18 protein-coding genes are annotated in these 15,654 nt (G+C 35.1%); 7 read left to right on the top strand and 11 right to left on the bottom strand.

Annotation, left to right across the window (positions count from 1 at the left end):
* Positions 1-130: 130 nt before the first annotated feature.
* From ACQKMD_RS08145 to ACQKMD_RS08135, 3 genes are all read right to left on the bottom strand, one after another.
* A complete protein-coding gene (locus tag ACQKMD_RS08145; RefSeq protein WP_427751016.1) occupies positions 131-670 on the bottom strand; it encodes an NADPH-dependent FMN reductase in 540 nt (179 codons plus the stop codon).
* A gap of 96 nt (positions 671-766) precedes the next feature.
* Positions 767-1,744, bottom strand: a complete 978-nt coding sequence (locus tag ACQKMD_RS08140; RefSeq protein WP_427751014.1) for a ring-cleaving dioxygenase — start codon at positions 1,742-1,744, stop codon at positions 767-769.
* Between the two features lie 321 nt (positions 1,745-2,065).
* The gene (locus tag ACQKMD_RS08135) at positions 2,066-2,569 is read right to left on the bottom strand and encodes a YhcN/YlaJ family sporulation lipoprotein (RefSeq protein ID WP_427751012.1); all 504 of its coding nucleotides are present in this window, start codon (positions 2,567-2,569) and stop codon (positions 2,066-2,068) included.
* 317 nt (positions 2,570-2,886) lie between these two features.
* On the opposite strand from ACQKMD_RS08135, the gene ACQKMD_RS08130 reads away from it, so the two are divergent.
* Positions 2,887-4,626, top strand: a complete 1,740-nt coding sequence (locus tag ACQKMD_RS08130; RefSeq protein WP_427751010.1) for a methyl-accepting chemotaxis protein — start codon at positions 2,887-2,889, stop codon at positions 4,624-4,626.
* Between the two features lie 79 nt (positions 4,627-4,705).
* Here ACQKMD_RS08130 and ACQKMD_RS08125 read toward each other — a convergent pair whose 3' ends face one another.
* The 8 genes from ACQKMD_RS08125 to ACQKMD_RS08090 form a co-directional block, all read right to left on the bottom strand.
* On the bottom strand, positions 4,706-4,846 hold the full coding sequence (locus ACQKMD_RS08125) for a hypothetical protein (RefSeq protein ID WP_427751008.1): 141 nt from the start codon (positions 4,844-4,846) through the stop codon (positions 4,706-4,708).
* Positions 4,847-4,878: 32 nt separating this feature from the next.
* Complete coding sequence (locus ACQKMD_RS08120) at positions 4,879-5,967, bottom strand: DUF418 domain-containing protein (RefSeq protein WP_427751007.1); 1,089 nt, start codon at positions 5,965-5,967, stop codon at positions 4,879-4,881.
* Positions 5,968-6,259: 292 nt separating this feature from the next.
* Entirely contained in the window at positions 6,260-6,856 is a 597-nt protein-coding gene (locus tag ACQKMD_RS08115; RefSeq protein ID WP_427751005.1) for a WHG domain-containing protein, read from the bottom strand.
* Between the two features lie 26 nt (positions 6,857-6,882).
* Positions 6,883-7,587, bottom strand: a complete 705-nt coding sequence (locus ACQKMD_RS08110; RefSeq protein ID WP_427751004.1) for an MBL fold metallo-hydrolase — start codon at positions 7,585-7,587, stop codon at positions 6,883-6,885.
* 187 nt (positions 7,588-7,774) lie between these two features.
* The gene (locus tag ACQKMD_RS08105) at positions 7,775-8,806 is read right to left on the bottom strand and encodes a DUF4179 domain-containing protein (RefSeq protein WP_427751002.1); all 1,032 of its coding nucleotides are present in this window, start codon (positions 8,804-8,806) and stop codon (positions 7,775-7,777) included.
* Positions 8,803-9,375, bottom strand: coding sequence for a sigma-70 family RNA polymerase sigma factor (locus ACQKMD_RS08100; RefSeq protein WP_427751000.1), 573 nt, complete (start codon positions 9,373-9,375; stop codon positions 8,803-8,805). Before ACQKMD_RS08100 ends, ACQKMD_RS08105 begins: the two co-directional genes overlap by 4 nt.
* 238 nt (positions 9,376-9,613) lie before the next feature.
* Positions 9,614-10,171, bottom strand: a complete 558-nt coding sequence (locus ACQKMD_RS08095) for an isochorismatase family protein (RefSeq protein ID WP_427750998.1) — start codon at positions 10,169-10,171, stop codon at positions 9,614-9,616.
* Between the two features lie 324 nt (positions 10,172-10,495).
* Entirely contained in the window at positions 10,496-10,858 is a 363-nt protein-coding gene (locus ACQKMD_RS08090) for a YnfA family protein (protein ID WP_427750996.1), read from the bottom strand.
* 650 nt (positions 10,859-11,508) lie between these two features.
* On the opposite strand from ACQKMD_RS08090, the gene ACQKMD_RS08085 reads away from it, so the two are divergent.
* From ACQKMD_RS08085 to ureG, 6 genes are read left to right on the top strand one after another with little or no spacing between them, the layout of a single operon-like run.
* The gene (locus ACQKMD_RS08085) at positions 11,509-11,811 is read left to right on the top strand and encodes an urease subunit gamma (protein ID WP_427750995.1); all 303 of its coding nucleotides are present in this window, start codon (positions 11,509-11,511) and stop codon (positions 11,809-11,811) included.
* Positions 11,812-11,827: 16 nt separating this feature from the next.
* On the top strand, positions 11,828-12,151 hold the full coding sequence (gene ureB, locus ACQKMD_RS08080) for an urease subunit beta (RefSeq protein ID WP_427750993.1): 324 nt from the start codon (positions 11,828-11,830) through the stop codon (positions 12,149-12,151).
* The gene (gene ureC, locus ACQKMD_RS08075; RefSeq protein WP_427750991.1) at positions 12,148-13,860 is read left to right on the top strand and encodes an urease subunit alpha; all 1,713 of its coding nucleotides are present in this window, start codon (positions 12,148-12,150) and stop codon (positions 13,858-13,860) included. The genes ureB and ureC overlap by 4 nt, the downstream gene beginning before the upstream one ends.
* A gap of 11 nt (positions 13,861-13,871) precedes the next feature.
* Entirely contained in the window at positions 13,872-14,327 is a 456-nt protein-coding gene (gene ureE, locus ACQKMD_RS08070) for an urease accessory protein UreE (protein ID WP_427750989.1), read from the top strand.
* Positions 14,320-15,006: an urease accessory protein UreF gene (locus ACQKMD_RS08065; RefSeq protein WP_427750988.1), complete on the top strand. Its 687-nt coding sequence runs from the start codon at positions 14,320-14,322 to the stop codon at positions 15,004-15,006. The genes ureE and ACQKMD_RS08065 overlap by 8 nt, the downstream gene beginning before the upstream one ends.
* 35 nt (positions 15,007-15,041) lie before the next feature.
* A complete protein-coding gene (gene ureG, locus ACQKMD_RS08060; RefSeq protein WP_427750986.1) occupies positions 15,042-15,653 on the top strand; it encodes an urease accessory protein UreG in 612 nt (203 codons plus the stop codon).
* Position 15,654 lies beyond the last annotated feature (1 nt).

Here is a 15,654-nt window from a genome sequence, read left to right as displayed (position 1 = left end):
ATTTTGTTATCACTTCACTACGTAAGCGATAAAATATTAATTAATCGAATTTAGCATTTGATTTACTTAAGTTTTAAAAAAGGAGAGAACTTTTTATTCCCTCCTCTTACTGTTATCGTTCATATATTATTTATTTACGTAAAGGTTTTAACGCTCCGCTCCAAGCAATAAGTTGGTCAAGCATATCGTTGACGGATGCTGCTTGAACGTTAGCCGGCTTGAAAACTGTGCCGTTTTCGAAATCAGTAAACAATGATAATGCAGGATGTACACGTACATCTGCAACCAATAATTCTCCAAGAATTCCACGTAGATGTTCAGCTGCACGCGCTCCACCTACTGAACCATAACTTACGATACCCGCTGCTTTGTTGTTCCACTCTGCACGTAGTAAATCCAATGCATTTTTTAATGCCCCTGTAATACTATGATTGTATTCTTGAACGATGAATACAAATCCATCGCAGCCATTAATTTTCTCCGACCAACCACTAATTCCTTGAGGATCACCATTTGGATCTCCTAAAAACGGTAATTTAAAATCTGCAATATCGATGATTTCATATTCTGCGTCTCCACGTTGATTAGCAAGGTCTTTCACCCATTCTCCTACTTGTGGACTTACTCGACCTTCACGTGTACTTCCTAAAACAATACCTATTTTCAACATTTCATTTCCTCCTAAATTGTCTTTTGTATGTTTCGTTGATTTTCCATAAAATTTATTAAAAATGCTCATTTTCCACCTCTTAGATTACTTTAAATATTATTCTTTAATGAATTCTTTTGTACTTCTTACTGTATCGATTGGACGAACTAATTTTTCGATTTGCTCACGTTTTGGCTCTAAGAACGGAGGTAAAGATAACTTTTCTCCAAGAGTTTCATATCGTTCATCTCCCATAAAACCAGGACCATCTGTTGCGAACTCAAATAAAATTCCTTGTGCAACTCTCACGTATAATGACTCGAAGAAATGACGATTAACGTAACCTGATGTATTGAATCCGAAGCCTTCCATACGATGAATCCATTCTTCTAAAACAGAACGATCTTCTACACGGAAAGCAGTATGATGAACTGATCCAAATCCTTGTTGCGCTTGAGGAAGGGTAGCATTATGCTCTACAACAACTTGTGCACCATTACCTCCCTCGCCAACTTCAAACAAGTGGAATGATCCTTCTTGAGTAATTTCTTTAAATGCTAATGCCTTTTCCAACATTTCCTTAAAGTAATCAAAATTAGCGATGCGAATAAAGATTGGTCCTAATCCTGTAATTGCATGTTCTAGAGGAATGGGTCCATCTTGCCATGGTGTTCCACTAGCAACGCCTATATTGTTTTCGTCAGAAATTAATTGATAGCGTTGATCGTCAAAATCTACAAATGAAAGTGCCTTTTTACCAAATTGTTTGCTAATGCCAGTATGCGCTACTTCTAGTCGATCAAAACGTTTTACCCAATAATCTAATGCTGCATCACTTGGTACACGGAATGATGTTTTTGAAATTTCATTTGTACCATGTACACCTTTTGGGATGCCTGGGAAATCGAAGAATGTCATATCCGTTCCTGCACTCCCTTTGTCATCAGCAAAAAATAAATGATACGTTTGAATATCGTCTTGGTTAACAGTTTTTTTCACTAAACGCATACCTAAAACATATGTGAAAAATTCGTAGTTTTTTTCTGCACTACTTGTGATAGCTGTTACGTGGTGAATTCCTTTTAAATGGTTCATATTGTATTCCTCCATAATTATATTAAGCTTAACTACATTATATATCTCGAATTCGAGATATATAATTAAAAAAATTTATATATTACCGGATTTTATTATCTCGAATTCATTTATCTTGAATTTAAGATAAATTTAACAGAGTTTTTTTATCATGTCAACAGTTTGATTTATATATTATTGACATGTACAGAACACAATAAACAATTACTATTATTAAGGGCTACAAATTTTCACTTCTTCAATATTATAAAGAGCAAAAACCTGTTTTGAAAAAATTAATCAAAACAGGCTCTACATATCAGTTATCCGTTATGTTTATATTTAATGAGCAGTAGGGAATACTCTTTTTACCATATCGGAAAATTCTTTGAAAATCCCTTCAATTGGCTCGTTAGCATTGATTTTATCTCTATAATCATTCATTTGTTTTACAACATCTGGATTCAATGAAACGTACACATTTTTCAAATTAGTATCAATCTCTTTTGCTAAATCTGCAATTTTTTTCTCTATCTCTTTGTTTCCTTTAGTTCCCTCTTTTAGCATAACAGCCACATATGCATTTTTATCAAATACAATAGCGGTAGCCGTGTCTACTTCTTTCATTTCTGTTATTTTTTCTGCCACGTCATTTGCTAATTTAAGTTTATCATCATTCCCTTTAGTCGTTTTCTCTTCAGTCGTTACATTCTTATCAGTGCTTGGTTTTGTAGCATTATTTTGTACTTCATTTTTGGCTGGATCATTGGAGTCCCTATTCGTTCCACATCCAACTAAGGAAATTGCAAGAAGCACAGCCAAAGAAATTTGTATAATTTTACTCAATATAAATCCTCCCTTAAATATGTCAGTGAGGTTAGGTTGTACTATTTTGTATTGTTTATTCTTTGCTTGAGCAAACATATAGAAAAATTAATGTGGAAACAAAAATCCAAGAAAATTATAGGCCTATTTAATGTGATGAAAATAAATGCTTTAATGGATTCTGTTGCAGTTTATTAGTATTAATTTTATTTTAAAAGCACTAACTTAACTTCATTAATAATTGTAGAAAAATGTCGATATTATTTAATAAAAGGTAAAAGTCCCATTGATTTCATATTTAACAATATAACGAAAAATTATAGTAATGGAGATGTAAAATGAACAAAATTAAGATATCACTCAAACGAAAATTGATTATTCTATGTACCCTTCTATTAATCATTCCTACAACAATTATAGGATTCAGTACATACTCTACTTCCAAAAAGGAATTGACTTCATCTGGAATAGAAGAACTACAACAAAACACAAATATGGTCATCGCTATGATTTCTGTATTAGATCAAGAAGTTAAAGACGGGAACCTTACTTTAGAAGAAGCTCAAGAGAAATTAAGAGTTGAATTATTTGGGGAAAAAGATGCCGACAATAAACGACCTATAAAAAAGGAATATACAATTAGAGATAACGGTTTTGTATATGCCATTGATGAAAATGCAATAAACGTGATGGACCCTCGGAACGAAGGTGCAGAACTCATGAATACAGAAACGGAAGACGGCATATTAATCGGGAAAGAGCTTTTAAAAGCCGGAGAAAAAGGCGGTTATATTACTTACAAATGGATGAATGCCAATACAAATAAAATTGAAGGAAATATAGCCTACGCTCAGAAAGAACCTTATTGGGGATGGACGATTACCTCAAAATCATTTGAAAAAGAATTTAACAGCGGTGCCTCTAAAGTTGCTATCACTACAATTATTATTGGAGGCATAGCAATTATTATTGGGATCATTATCGCGTATATATTCTCCAGCAGATTAACGAAACCAGTTACACAAATTAGTCGCGAATTAAATCGAACAGCTTCTGGTGATTTTTCAGGGGAAGATGTGGAAGTTATTACAAATGATGAAATTGGTGTACTGACAAATGATTTTAACACTATGAAATCAAACATGAAGGCGCTTCTCATTCAAATTAACCAATCATCAGAGCATGTGGCTTCCTCAGCTGAACAACTAACAGCTGTTGCAGATGAAACTAGTAAAGCGACAGAGGAAATAACAAATTCAATACAGCTAATTGCTAGTGGCTCGGAAGAAAGTACAAACAGTCTATTAGAAAGTTCACAATCTCTGGAAGAAGTGACTATAGCAATTCAAAATTTAGCAGAAAACTCTGCAGATATATCTGAAGTTGGAGCAATGATTACTACCCAAACACAACAAGGGAATGTCTACGTCGAACAAACAGTAAAACAAATTAACTCAATCCACCAAAAAGTTAATGAAAGTGGTGAAGTTCTTCAATTACTTGATTCAAGTTCGACCGAAATCGGCGAAATCTCTAAAGTAATTAACGATATTGCTGATCAAACCAATTTATTAGCATTAAATGCCGCTATTGAAGCTGCTCGTGCAGGTGAACACGGAAAAGGATTCGCCGTTGTTGCAGAAGAAGTTCGTAAACTTGCTGAGCAATCTCAAAGCTCTTCTCAACAAATCTCAAATTTAATAAAAGATATTCAACTGAATATGTCTCGTTCTACAGAATCGATGAATAACGTCAAATTAGAAGTAATAGATGGACTAAATATTGTCAGCAAAACAGACGCAAGCTTTAAGGAAATTGCCAGTGAATTGCTGAGTATGAAAGAAAAAGTAACTGATATGGCTGCTACTGTAGAGGAAATGTCTGCTAGTGCTCAAGAAGTTGCAGCTACTGTTTCTAACAATACACATGCAACAAAAGAAGCTTCACAACATTCTCAAAGAGTAGCTGCAACAACGGAAGAACAATTAGCAGCGATGCAGGAAGTCTCCACTTCTACAAAATCGTTGTCTAAGCTTGCTGTTGAATTGCAAGATTTAATTAGCAAATTTAAAATGTAAAATAATCTTAATAACTAAATATCAAAAAATAATACAGGCTACTTTTCGTTCAGTATTTAAAACGAAAAGTAGCCTTTCTTTAAATTTCAGTATTAGCTACCACTACTTTTTCATTAATGATATGTGTATTAAAAAATTCCAGTATTTTCTCGTACACGTAAATTTCATTCGCCTTTTTCGTGAATCCATGTCCCTCATCCTCTAGTACAGTATATCCCACTTCTCGCCTCTTTACTTTATTGTCACTAAACACTATTTGGTTAAATACCTCATCAAGCATTCTACTGGTCCTCTTGAAAATTTCCGTTGCCATAGTGTACTAAATAAAATACATACTATATAGAACACAATGCAAAAGCTGTATATGAAGGTTAGTGATTGATGCTCAGCTCGACCAATCCATTCTAGAAAGCTTACACCAATAAGAATATGTGCAATGTAGTGTGTTAATGTCATTTGCCCAGAGGCAATGATTGATGCAACAAGCTTACTCTTTGTAAATCGTTCAGTAATGTATAAGGCGGCGATTAAAATGATTAAAGCTGAACCACCCGCAGAGGTAATATAAAGAATACCCGGCAGTATAGGCCCTGTATTAAACAAAAATTCCGCTACTTCCATTGTTAACACAGAGGAAGTTTGAGAAATCAATATCTTTGACAGAGCTTCTGTAAAGAAAAGAATTATCACGCCTACCAATAATAGTTTTCGGCGTATCTGATTACTTTTAAAATCAAGACTGCCTATGGCAAATCCAATTAATATAAAAGCGAACCACGGGAAAATTGGATGGTAGCCATTAAAGAAAAGATTGCGTAAAAATCCTTTAATAGTCCAAAAACCCACATAATCCATATACAATGCACCAGGATCCCATCCTACAAAAACATCAAATGTTAACTGTATACATTGAGCAATCATAACAACTACAATCGTAATGATTAAGAGCACTTTTTTAGGAAAACTAATTAAGAAACCTATGAAAAATAAATAGACCCCGTAATAATGGAGAATATCACCGGTCCACCCTACCATATACAATCCCAAACCTGCTATAGATAGAAATAACGCACGCTTCCAAATAACGATTCGCATATCTCCAATCAATTGGTGATCGTGTCCTTCTCTAGCCTTACGAGTCATTAACGCAATACCTATACCCGCAAGTAATACAAAAAGCGCCGAAGCATGCCCTTCAAAAAGCGTAGTCAAACGAACTAACCAATTAGGTCCATTCGTCTCTGCACCAGTGATAACAGTAAAATTCACTATGAACATACCAAACATTGCTAAAGAACGAGCGAAGTCGAGCCCTGTAATACGGCCTTTAGTTTTACTCATGTAATCCATCCCCCAAAAGATGATATCAATAACTCCCTGAAAAGATATCACTTTATAATTTACCTATCGTTAGGTAAATTATAATTGAGCAATAAATCTTTTTCAACATAAATACTTAAATAAAAAATAGCCCTAAATGATATCAATTAGGGCTAACATTAATATGAGTTAGAAAATAAATGTTAGAGAAAGTAATTTCTTTTTGTCTAGCAGCTTCTATAATCAAAAAAATTTTCCTTATTAATCATTCAAATAATTAGCGCTTATATCACTGTTAGTAATGTCACCTGAATTATTCCTCCTGTTCATACGCGCCTTCATTGATTACAACTGTATGAATACCTTCAATAAAAGTATTAATGAGAATTAAAAAACTTTTATCAATATCTAGTGGCATTCCAAAGCCACCCATTTGCTCAATAGAAGTAAATCCATGTAGTATACTTCTTAATCCTCGGACCATATGAATCGCTGTTTCCTCCTGCAAATTGTATGCTTGTAGTACTTGAACAACTAACTGTACGACTAAATCATGGGCTTGTTGTAATTCTTTATCGTCAGCATCCGGAAAACGATTGCTAGCGTCATAAAGCCCCGGGTGAGTTCTGACAAATTGAATATACGCCTCACTCACTGCACGCACTGCTTCATCACCCGATCTTCCGACTGCAGCCTGAAGCATATATTCATAAAGTTTTTTAACTCCATGAATTGCTAACTTCTGCTTCAATCCATTTAGACCTTCAAAATGATTGTATAAGGAAGGAGGTCGTACTCCTAATTTCTCGGCTAATGAGCCTAGCGAAAGTTGATCTAAACCATTCTCATCAGCTAACTCTGTTGCTTTCTCTAAAATAATTGATACATCTAATTTCATACGACGAGTCATTTCATTGTCACTTCCTATTTAGATTGTTAGAACTTTTTCTCTGCTTCCGCTATTGCCTGCTCTATTTTAGCCCCTGGTTGCTCCAGCATTTTGCCATGCCCTACCGCAAGCAGACTTGGTTGATAACTCATCAATTTCTTTGCACTCTCAAGAGCTATACGTTTATCCCACGTAGCTAAAGCTGGAAACGGGAATAAGGCATTCATTAACCCAGATACTACTATCTTTCCTCTTGTAATAAAGGCATCACCTGCAATCAGACTACGATTGCGTGTGTCAAAAAGTGTTATGGATCCAGGTGTATGACCTGGCGTCGCGATTACTTCTAGTGAACCAATGCGATCACCGTCTTCTAATAATAAATCTGGTTTAGTTTTAATATTTTTTGGAACTCCACCACGAATTGGTTTATTTTTTTCATTTGGTAGCAAGGTGGAGTCCCCAGCCAATAATAAGGAATCCCTAGAAGAAATGCTTACTTGAGCATTTGGTAATAATTCTTTCAACGTATCTAAAGCACCTATATGATCATTGTGCGCATGGGTAAGTACAATTCTTGTAATCGGTTTGCCAATACGCTCGGCTGCATCTATTATCCCCTTTGTGCTGAAAGGTAGGGCTGCATCAATCAATGTAAGTTCATTTTCCTCCTCTACTAAATAACAATTAACCGGAAATACACGTGGCATAAAAGACAATTGAAATACTGTACCAATTTTCGTAATTCTCATCCTTTATCAAGCTCCTTTTCTAAAAACTAATATTATTAATATAATAACTAATTAGATTAGTTATTGCAATATTATGTTTTATAATTTGGAGATAAATTTTTTTAAGCTATAAATAAAAATAAATCCAATTCGAAGTTAATCGAAATGGATTTTTATATTAGTAAGAATTCTTGATTTTTATAAAGACTTAATCAAGAGGAATCTCAATTGTTTTCATTTTATATTTTTTGCTACCCTTTGCATCCCCTAAACTCAAAACTATTGTCGGCTCAATGTAAAGCTTTGTAGCTTTTTCATCAATGACTCCTATTGATTGACTCCATTCAGCAGTGGCAGTTACACCATTATCAGAATACGAACCACCATTATCTTCAACATAATATACGTTACCGACATCATCATGAATCTCAAGAGTAGGACTTGCCAAATGCCATATTTTTAATAATTTAGATTCAGTTATTTGTTTCATTTTAATAATCGTTGATACATCCGTTTTACGAATCTCATTAATAATTAATTTCATACCTGCTTCTGTCATAGATTGGTCAACTAACTGAATTTCATCTTGAATTTTTTCTAATTCAAAATTAAACTTCCAATCTCCTTTAATCGTTTCATCTGTTATATCATTTCTATAACTTTTAGGAGACCATTGCACTTGAACTTTTTCTAGGTCTTTTTTGAATGTTGGAGTTACACGTGCTAGACCTACATATTTTGTTGGACTTATTTGTTGGAGCGAATCTCCCCCCGCAGCTGCAATACTACCTTTAACTTTAAAGAACTGTCCAATTCGTGGATTTACACCTAAATCACGTTCTGTTTCTAGTGCGTAGGTAATTGTAATTGTTTTACCATCATAAACAGCGTTTTCAATCATCATCGTAATGCCATTACTCATTTGTACTTCTTCAATATCCGTTGCATATTCTGAATATTTTTCATAAAACTTATCATTGTCAGAAGTAAAATAATTGATGATACCTTTTATAATTGGGATTTGTGATGCTACGCTCGGCATCGCAAAACTAACTGTTGTCGCACTTCCAATGAATATCATTAATGCTACAGCAACAATACGCCAAACTGGGCGTTTTATTTTTGTGATTTTTCTATTAATAATACGCTGTTTCATACGTGCCTTTTCAATATCCGTTACGTCCATTGGCTCAATATCTTCAATATTAAAATTAGCCCACTTTTTATACTGATTTGTCATGTCCATCGCTCCTCCAAACTCTTTGTTATGGAATATGCTAGCTTTCTCTTCCCGCGGTATAAGCGGTTATCTACTGCCGCTTTCGATATAAAAAGAGCATCTGCTATTTCGCCATTCGCCATCTCTAGGAAATACTTCATTGTGAATATATCTCTATCTACAGGTTCTAATTTACTTAGTTCAAACAGCAACTCATGTCTCTCTTCACGCTGCAAAATCTGATCTTGTGTTAGATTCCCTGAAGCAAAATTATCTGTACCATCAAGAACTTGCTCTTTTGCTTGCTGTTTCTCTATCGCTCGGTATTGGTCAATCGCTTTATATTTTGCAATCATGCCAATCCATTTTTTGAATTCGATTGCATCACCCTTAAATTGCGTTGAATTTTGCCATACCGATAAAAAAACATCGCTCATACACTCTTCCACTAAGTCTACTTTCCCAAGTGGTTGTAAAATTTTATAAACAATTGCTTTTATAAAAGGCATATACGTATCGATAACATATTCAAGTGCATCTTCATCTTGTTTCTTTAAACGCTTAACAAAATTCTTCTCTGAAATTCTCATGGCATGATCTCCTTTTTAAATTGAAAAAGCTTTCTCACTATATACAACGAACGTGACCTACTAACATTCTCATATTTTTAAAAATAAAATAAGCATCAATCTCAACTATGAAATCACCAACTATATCCATTTTAAAACTTCCTTTGTTCTAAACGATAAAAGCATCCATTTTGAAATTAATCAAAATGAATGCTTTATTTAAAATGGGTAGTAAGAAGAAAAGTGAACCCCAGTTTATTTATCTATAATTGTTATGCGTTGGTTTAAACAAATCTTCACTACTATTTCTAACAACGGAAAAATTATCTACATTGTAATGACCATGTAGGATTTCATTATGATGATTAATTATCTTATCAGCAGATAAATTTGTAGCGTCCGTTGTTGAATGACCATCTTCAACTAGGGTTACGTCAAAATAATTTACCGTTGCAGTTCTAACAGCGGTATCAACACAATGCTCTGTTTTACATCCCATAACTACTAAATGCTCGACTTCATGATCTTTTAAAAAGTCCATCAACGGTGTTTTATAGAACGAATTAGTAGCCTCCTTATCAAATACTTTAGCAGTTAGCGGCACTTTAATTTGCTCATGAACTTGAAATCCTTTACCTTCACCTTGCGCAACATCTTTATCTCTCATAAAAATGACTAATGCATCCGATTCCACTGCCTTATTTATTACCGAATTGATATTATTCAACAGTTTCTCTTTATTTAGAACGCTTTGCTCTTTTTCATCACCCTCAATTAACTCTTGTTGAGCATCAATCACTAGTAAAGCTTGTTTCAATAGAAAAACCCCTTCGCATAAATTTCATTAACAATCTAAGCTACGTTTTAGCTCTATTATTTATAACGTTAGCTTAGAAACAATACATATTTTAAATAAGGTTCCTTTATTTTATTTCGCTAACATAGCAATACAATCCTCTTTTTCAACATCACTGTTTCTTTGGCTTTACTCAAAAAGTGGATAAATAAAAAAGCATGTTTTTCAATGGTTTGAAAAAACATGCTAAATAGCTATTAAATTATTTGATTGCCTTAGGATTTTTAAAGAGCCAATAATTGATTTACTCTTTCTATTAAATAGAGGTTACTCAGTCAATGCTATTTAATTACGGGGAGCCCATAGCATGACAGAAACTCCAACTAAACAAATAATTGCACCTATCCAATCATATAAGTCGGGAGCTTTCTTATCAACTCCCCATCCCCATAACACTGATAGGATGATAAAAACACCCCCATATGCTGCATAAACTCGTCCGAACGAAGGGAACGATTGAAATGTTGCTACAACGCCATATAAAGCTAGGGCTATACCTCCGAAAACCCCAAAATAAAATGGTCTTCCTTCTCTAAGCCATAGCCAGATAAGGTATCCTCCACCTATCTCACCTAACCCAGCTAATAAAAACAATACTATAGTTATTTTAATCACTCCATATTCAATAAATAATAAAATACAATTCATAAACGCGGACTATAACTGCCCGTTTAATAGTATAAAGACCAGTAAATATAAACTGGCCTTTAAGGCTTTTTTTAAAATTTCAACCCAATCAAAATAATCGATTATATCCATGTTCGTTTGAACCCCATTCCACAAATAACTAGGGTCAAATGTGAGATTGTAAAAACTATGAGCTTTCATACAATTATTCAAATGAACAAAACGTCTTGCCCTTACACGTAGTATATTTACTCATCTATCTCACCTCAACCATAATTATAGCATCTTGATACTTATTACCGAGCTATGCATTATTAGCTTTCCTACTTTGAAATTAAGTACACAACTTCCTTAGAATGTAACTCGTTAGAACAGATTAAAAGAAAATCTATCTGCAAACTAAAGTAAAATCACATAAATATAAACTCACATTTTGTTGGAAGGCAATCGAAATTTTATATTAATACTTTAACTTTATTTTAAATATATTTCGCATTACGTAAAACTTCATCTTAAATTATTTATATGTTAAAATTCTTTAGAAAGGTTAATTAATGGGATTTCAGAGAAAATAAATAGATAAATATTTATTTTATTTTTTAGTTAATCTCCGCCTTTCTACCAAGTAAAATACTATTTTTATTTAAGATTTATACCAGGAGGAGTGGACTATGCATTTATTGCCGCGTGAAATTGACAAACTAATGATTGTAGTGGCAGCTGACCTTGCAAGACGCCGAAAGGGTAGGGGTCTAAAATTGAATCATCCAGAATCTGTTGCCCTTATTACGTACGAGGTAATGGAAGGAGCGAGAGATGGGAAGACTGTTGCAGAACTAATGGAATACGGTTCTACCATCTTGACTCAAGACGATGTTATGGATGGAATTCCTGAAATGATCGATGATATTCAAGTTGAAGCAACTTTTCCAGATGGAACAAAATTGGTAACTATCCACAGTCCAATACGATAATAGGAGGAGTTGCTATATGAAACCAGGAGAATATATTTTAAAAGAAAAAGAGATTATTTGTAATGAAGGCTTCGAGGTAGTTACTGTTAATGTCATTAACATAGGCGACCGCCCTGTTCAAGTCGGATCACATTTCCACTTCTATGAAGTAAATGAAGCACTTAAATTTATTAGAGATAAGGCTTACGGAAAACGTCTAAATGTTCCTGCTGGAGCAGCAGTTCGTTTTGAACCCGGAGATGAAAAAGAAATTCAACTAATTGATTTTGCAGGAGAACGCCGCATATACGGATTCAATAATAAAGTAGACGGTAAATTAGAAAGTGAGGACGCATTATGACTTTTAAAATGTCCCGAAAGCAATATGCTGAAATGTATGGACCAACTACTGGTGATTCTGTCCGTCTTGCTGATACAGATTTGTTTATTCAAATCGAAAAGGACTTCACTTCTTACGGAGAAGAAGTTGTCTTTGGCGGAGGAAAGGTCATTCGAGATGGCATGGGCCAACACCCACTTGCAACCCGTGCTGATGGCGTTGCAGATACAGTTATAACAAACGTAATTATTTTTGATTATACTGGCATTTGCAAAGCCGATTTAGCTATCCGTGATGGTAAGATTTTTGGCATCGGTAAGAGTGGTAACCCACTTGTTATGGATAATGTAGATATTATCATTGGCACAGCAACAGAAATAATTGCTGGAGAAGGTTTAATCGTTACAGCTGGAGCAATCGATACACATGTTCACTTTATTAATCCTGAACAAGTACAAACTGCGTTGACAGCTGGAACAACAACATTAATCGGTGGCGGTACAGGTCCAGCAGCAGGTTCTAAGGCTACAACAGTTACTCCAGGTGAATGGAATATTCATCGCATGCTAGAAGCAGCAGAAGGACTTCCTATCAACATTGGATTTACAGGCAAAGGACATGCCGCATCTATTAGCCCTTTAATAGAACAAGTCCGAGCTGGTGTAATCGGCTTAAAAGTGCATGAAGACTGGGGGGCTACCGGTTCATCTCTTGACTACGCGCTACGAGTAGCAGATGAATATGATATCCAAGTTGCCCTTCACGCAGACACTTTAAACGAAAGTGGCTTTATGGAAAATACTATGGCAGCAGTAAAAGACCGAGTTCTTCACATGTACCATACTGAAGGCGCAGGCGGTGGGCATGCACCTGATTTAATCAAATCGGCAGGTTACCTTAACATTCTGCCTTCATCAACGAACCCTACTCTCCCTTATACCGTAAATACTATCGATGAACATCTTGATATGGTTATGGTTTGTCATCACTTAAATCCTTCCGTTCCGGAAGACATTGCGTTTGCAGATTCTAGAATTAGAAAAGAAACAATTGCAGCTGAAGATATCCTTCATGATATGGGCGTATTTAGCATGGTGAGCTCTGACTCCCAAGCAATGGGCCGTGTAGGAGAAGTTGTTTTACGCACATGGCAAGTAGCAGATAAAATGAAAAAACAAAGAGGTCCTCTAGAAGGTGATAGCCAACATGCTGACAACAACCGAGCTAAGCGTTTTATCGCTAAATATACGATTAACCCCGCAATCACACATGGGATTTCAAAACATGTAGGCTCTATTGAGATTGGAAAAATGGCAGATTTAGTTCTATGGAATCCAAAATTCTTTGGAGTGAAACCGGAAATGGTTCTTAAAAGCGGACTTGCGGTTACTGGATTAATGGGTGATGCCAATGCATCTATCCCAACTCCGCAACCATATATTTACCGTCCAATGTATGCACAACTTGGAAAAGCGTTAGCAAGAAGCTCAGCAACTTTCATTTCGCAAGCTGCATTTGATGATGGTGTTCATGAAAAGCTTGGGCTTAATAAAATCATTCTCCCTGTTGGCGGAATTCGGACACTAACTAAAAAAGATATGAAATTAAATTCTGAAACACCTAATATTACAGTTGATCCACAAACATATGAAGTAAAAATAAACGACGAATTGCTGACATGTGATCCGGTTGATACGGTACCTATGGCACAGCGCTATTTCTTATTCTGAGGTGAAAAATAATGATAATTGAAAAAATCGTAACAAATTTAGACCAGATGGATCCAGCTGACATAAAAAAACGGCATATGGAGAAAGTCTACTTGGAAAGCGCGCATTTAATGAAGCGTATCCAACGTGTTAAAACAGATCACGGCAATGAATTTGGTATTCGATTAAAAGCACCTCGTGATCTTGTTGCTGGTGATGTCTTGTATATGGATGAAAAAAATATGATTGTAATAGATGTTTTATCTGATGATTTACTTGTCATTAGTCCTCGTGACATCAAAGAGATGGGGACAATCGCTCATCAACTTGGTAATCGTCACTTACCAGCTCAGTTTGAAGAAAATGATATGTTGGTTCAATATGATTATTTAGTTGAAGAGTTACTTCAAGAATTAGGCATTCCTTTTAAAAGGGAAGATCGCAAAGTAAAACAAGCATTCCGTCACATAGGTCATAGTCATGACTAGAAAGATCCTCTCTTTATTCCAGTTATGTGACTCTAATTTTCCTACAGGGGCCTTCAGCCATTCTTTTGGTTTGGAGAGTTATATACAGGAAAATAAAGTACATGACCAGGAAACGTTTTTCGGGTGGCTTCAAGTATATCTGCATGAGCAACTCATCTACTCTGATGGACTTGCATGTCGTCTCGCTTTTGAAGCACTTGTGGAGGATAACCTTCAAAAAGTATGGAATCTCGATCGTCTATTAACGGTTCAAAACTTACCGAGAGAAACACGGGAAGGTACTCAAATGATTGGCAAGAGAATGCTTCAACTGACAACTACCCTTTACGATATGCCGATTCTTTCTCTATATAAGGAAGAAATTAAAAATAAGAATGTATTTGGTCACCCTTCTATTGTTTTTGCAATCGTAGCACATGGGCTTAGCGTATCAAAAGAAGAAGCTATTCAGTATCATTTATATTCTTCAATTTCTAGCCAAGTGCAAAATGCCGTACGAGCTATTCCACTTGGTCAAACAGCAGGACAAACGATTTCCCACAAGTTTATACCTGAGATTACTCTAGCTGTAGAACGCATTATGCAATTATCAGAAGATGATTTTGGAATTGTTTCTCCAGGAATAGAACTATCTCAAATGAATCACGAACGTGTCAATATTCGGATATTTATGTCTTAATAGTTTAAAAAAGAATCAGAAAAGGAAGTGTTTTAATGGAACCAATTAAAATTGGCGTTGGTGGTCCTGTTGGTGCAGGTAAAACAATGCTTGTAGAAAAATTAACACGCCATCTTGAAAATGAAATAAAAATGGCTGTTGTTACAAATGATATTTACACAAAAGAAGATGCAAAATTTTTAATCCAAAATGGTGTTCTTCCTGAAGATCGAATTATCGGTGTTGAAACAGGTGGTTGCCCTCACACTGCTATTCGAGAAGATGCTTCTATGAACTTTGCTGCTATTGATGAATTAATTGAGCGTCATACAGACGTTGAGCTTATTTTTGTTGAAAGCGGTGGTGATAATTTAGCTGCTACTTTTAGCCCTGAGCTAGTTGACTTTTCGATTTATATTATTGATGTTGCACAAGGTGAGAAAATCCCTCGTAAAGGTGGACAAGGCATGATTAAATCCGATTTGTTCATCATTAATAAAACGGACCTTGCTCCGTATGTTGGTGCTAGCCTTGAAGTAATGGCAGAGGATACAAAAGTATTCCGCGGTGCCAAACCATTTGTTTTCACTAACTTAAAAAACGATGAAGGTCTCCCTGAAATAATTGAATGGATTAAGAAACACGCTTTCTTAAAAGGTTTAGATTAAT

This window comes from Viridibacillus sp. NPDC096237 (genome assembly GCF_050278625.1).
In the GTDB taxonomy this organism is placed as follows: Bacteria; Bacillota; Bacilli; order Bacillales_A; family Planococcaceae; genus Viridibacillus.
Note: the sequence above shows the minus strand (reverse complement) of the source record. Positions and strands in the feature narration are given on the sequence as shown.

Bases quoted from the DNA above. Each gene is read 5' to 3' on its own strand.
- ureB (WP_427750993.1), top strand. From the start codon at position 11,828: ATGAAACCAGGAGAATATATTTTAAAAGAAAAAGAGATTATTTGTAAT.
- ACQKMD_RS08065 (WP_427750988.1), top strand. From the start codon at position 14,320: ATGACTAGAAAGATCCTCTCTTTATTCCAGTTATGTGACTCTAATTTT.
- ACQKMD_RS08090 (WP_427750996.1), bottom strand. From the start codon at position 10,858: ATGAATTGTATTTTATTATTTATTGAATATGGAGTGATTAAAATAACT.
- ACQKMD_RS08110 (WP_427751004.1), bottom strand. From the start codon at position 7,587: ATGAGAATTACGAAAATTGGTACAGTATTTCAATTGTCTTTTATGCCA.
- ureC (WP_427750991.1), top strand. From the start codon at position 12,148: ATGACTTTTAAAATGTCCCGAAAGCAATATGCTGAAATGTATGGACCA.
- ACQKMD_RS08105 (WP_427751002.1), bottom strand. From the start codon at position 8,806: ATGACAAATCAGTATAAAAAGTGGGCTAATTTTAATATTGAAGATATT.
- ACQKMD_RS08115 (WP_427751005.1), bottom strand. From the start codon at position 6,856: ATGACTCGTCGTATGAAATTAGATGTATCAATTATTTTAGAGAAAGCA.
- ACQKMD_RS08145 (WP_427751016.1), bottom strand. From the start codon at position 670: ATGTTGAAAATAGGTATTGTTTTAGGAAGTACACGTGAAGGTCGAGTA.
- ACQKMD_RS08120 (WP_427751007.1), bottom strand. From the start codon at position 5,967: ATGAGTAAAACTAAAGGCCGTATTACAGGGCTCGACTTCGCTCGTTCT.
- ACQKMD_RS08085 (WP_427750995.1), top strand. From the start codon at position 11,509: ATGCATTTATTGCCGCGTGAAATTGACAAACTAATGATTGTAGTGGCA.
- ACQKMD_RS08130 (WP_427751010.1), top strand. From the start codon at position 2,887: ATGAACAAAATTAAGATATCACTCAAACGAAAATTGATTATTCTATGT.
- ureE (WP_427750989.1), top strand. From the start codon at position 13,872: ATGATAATTGAAAAAATCGTAACAAATTTAGACCAGATGGATCCAGCT.
- ureG (WP_427750986.1), top strand. From the start codon at position 15,042: ATGGAACCAATTAAAATTGGCGTTGGTGGTCCTGTTGGTGCAGGTAAA.
- ACQKMD_RS08100 (WP_427751000.1), bottom strand. From the start codon at position 9,375: ATGAGAATTTCAGAGAAGAATTTTGTTAAGCGTTTAAAGAAACAAGAT.
- ACQKMD_RS08140 (WP_427751014.1), bottom strand. From the start codon at position 1,744: ATGAACCATTTAAAAGGAATTCACCACGTAACAGCTATCACAAGTAGT.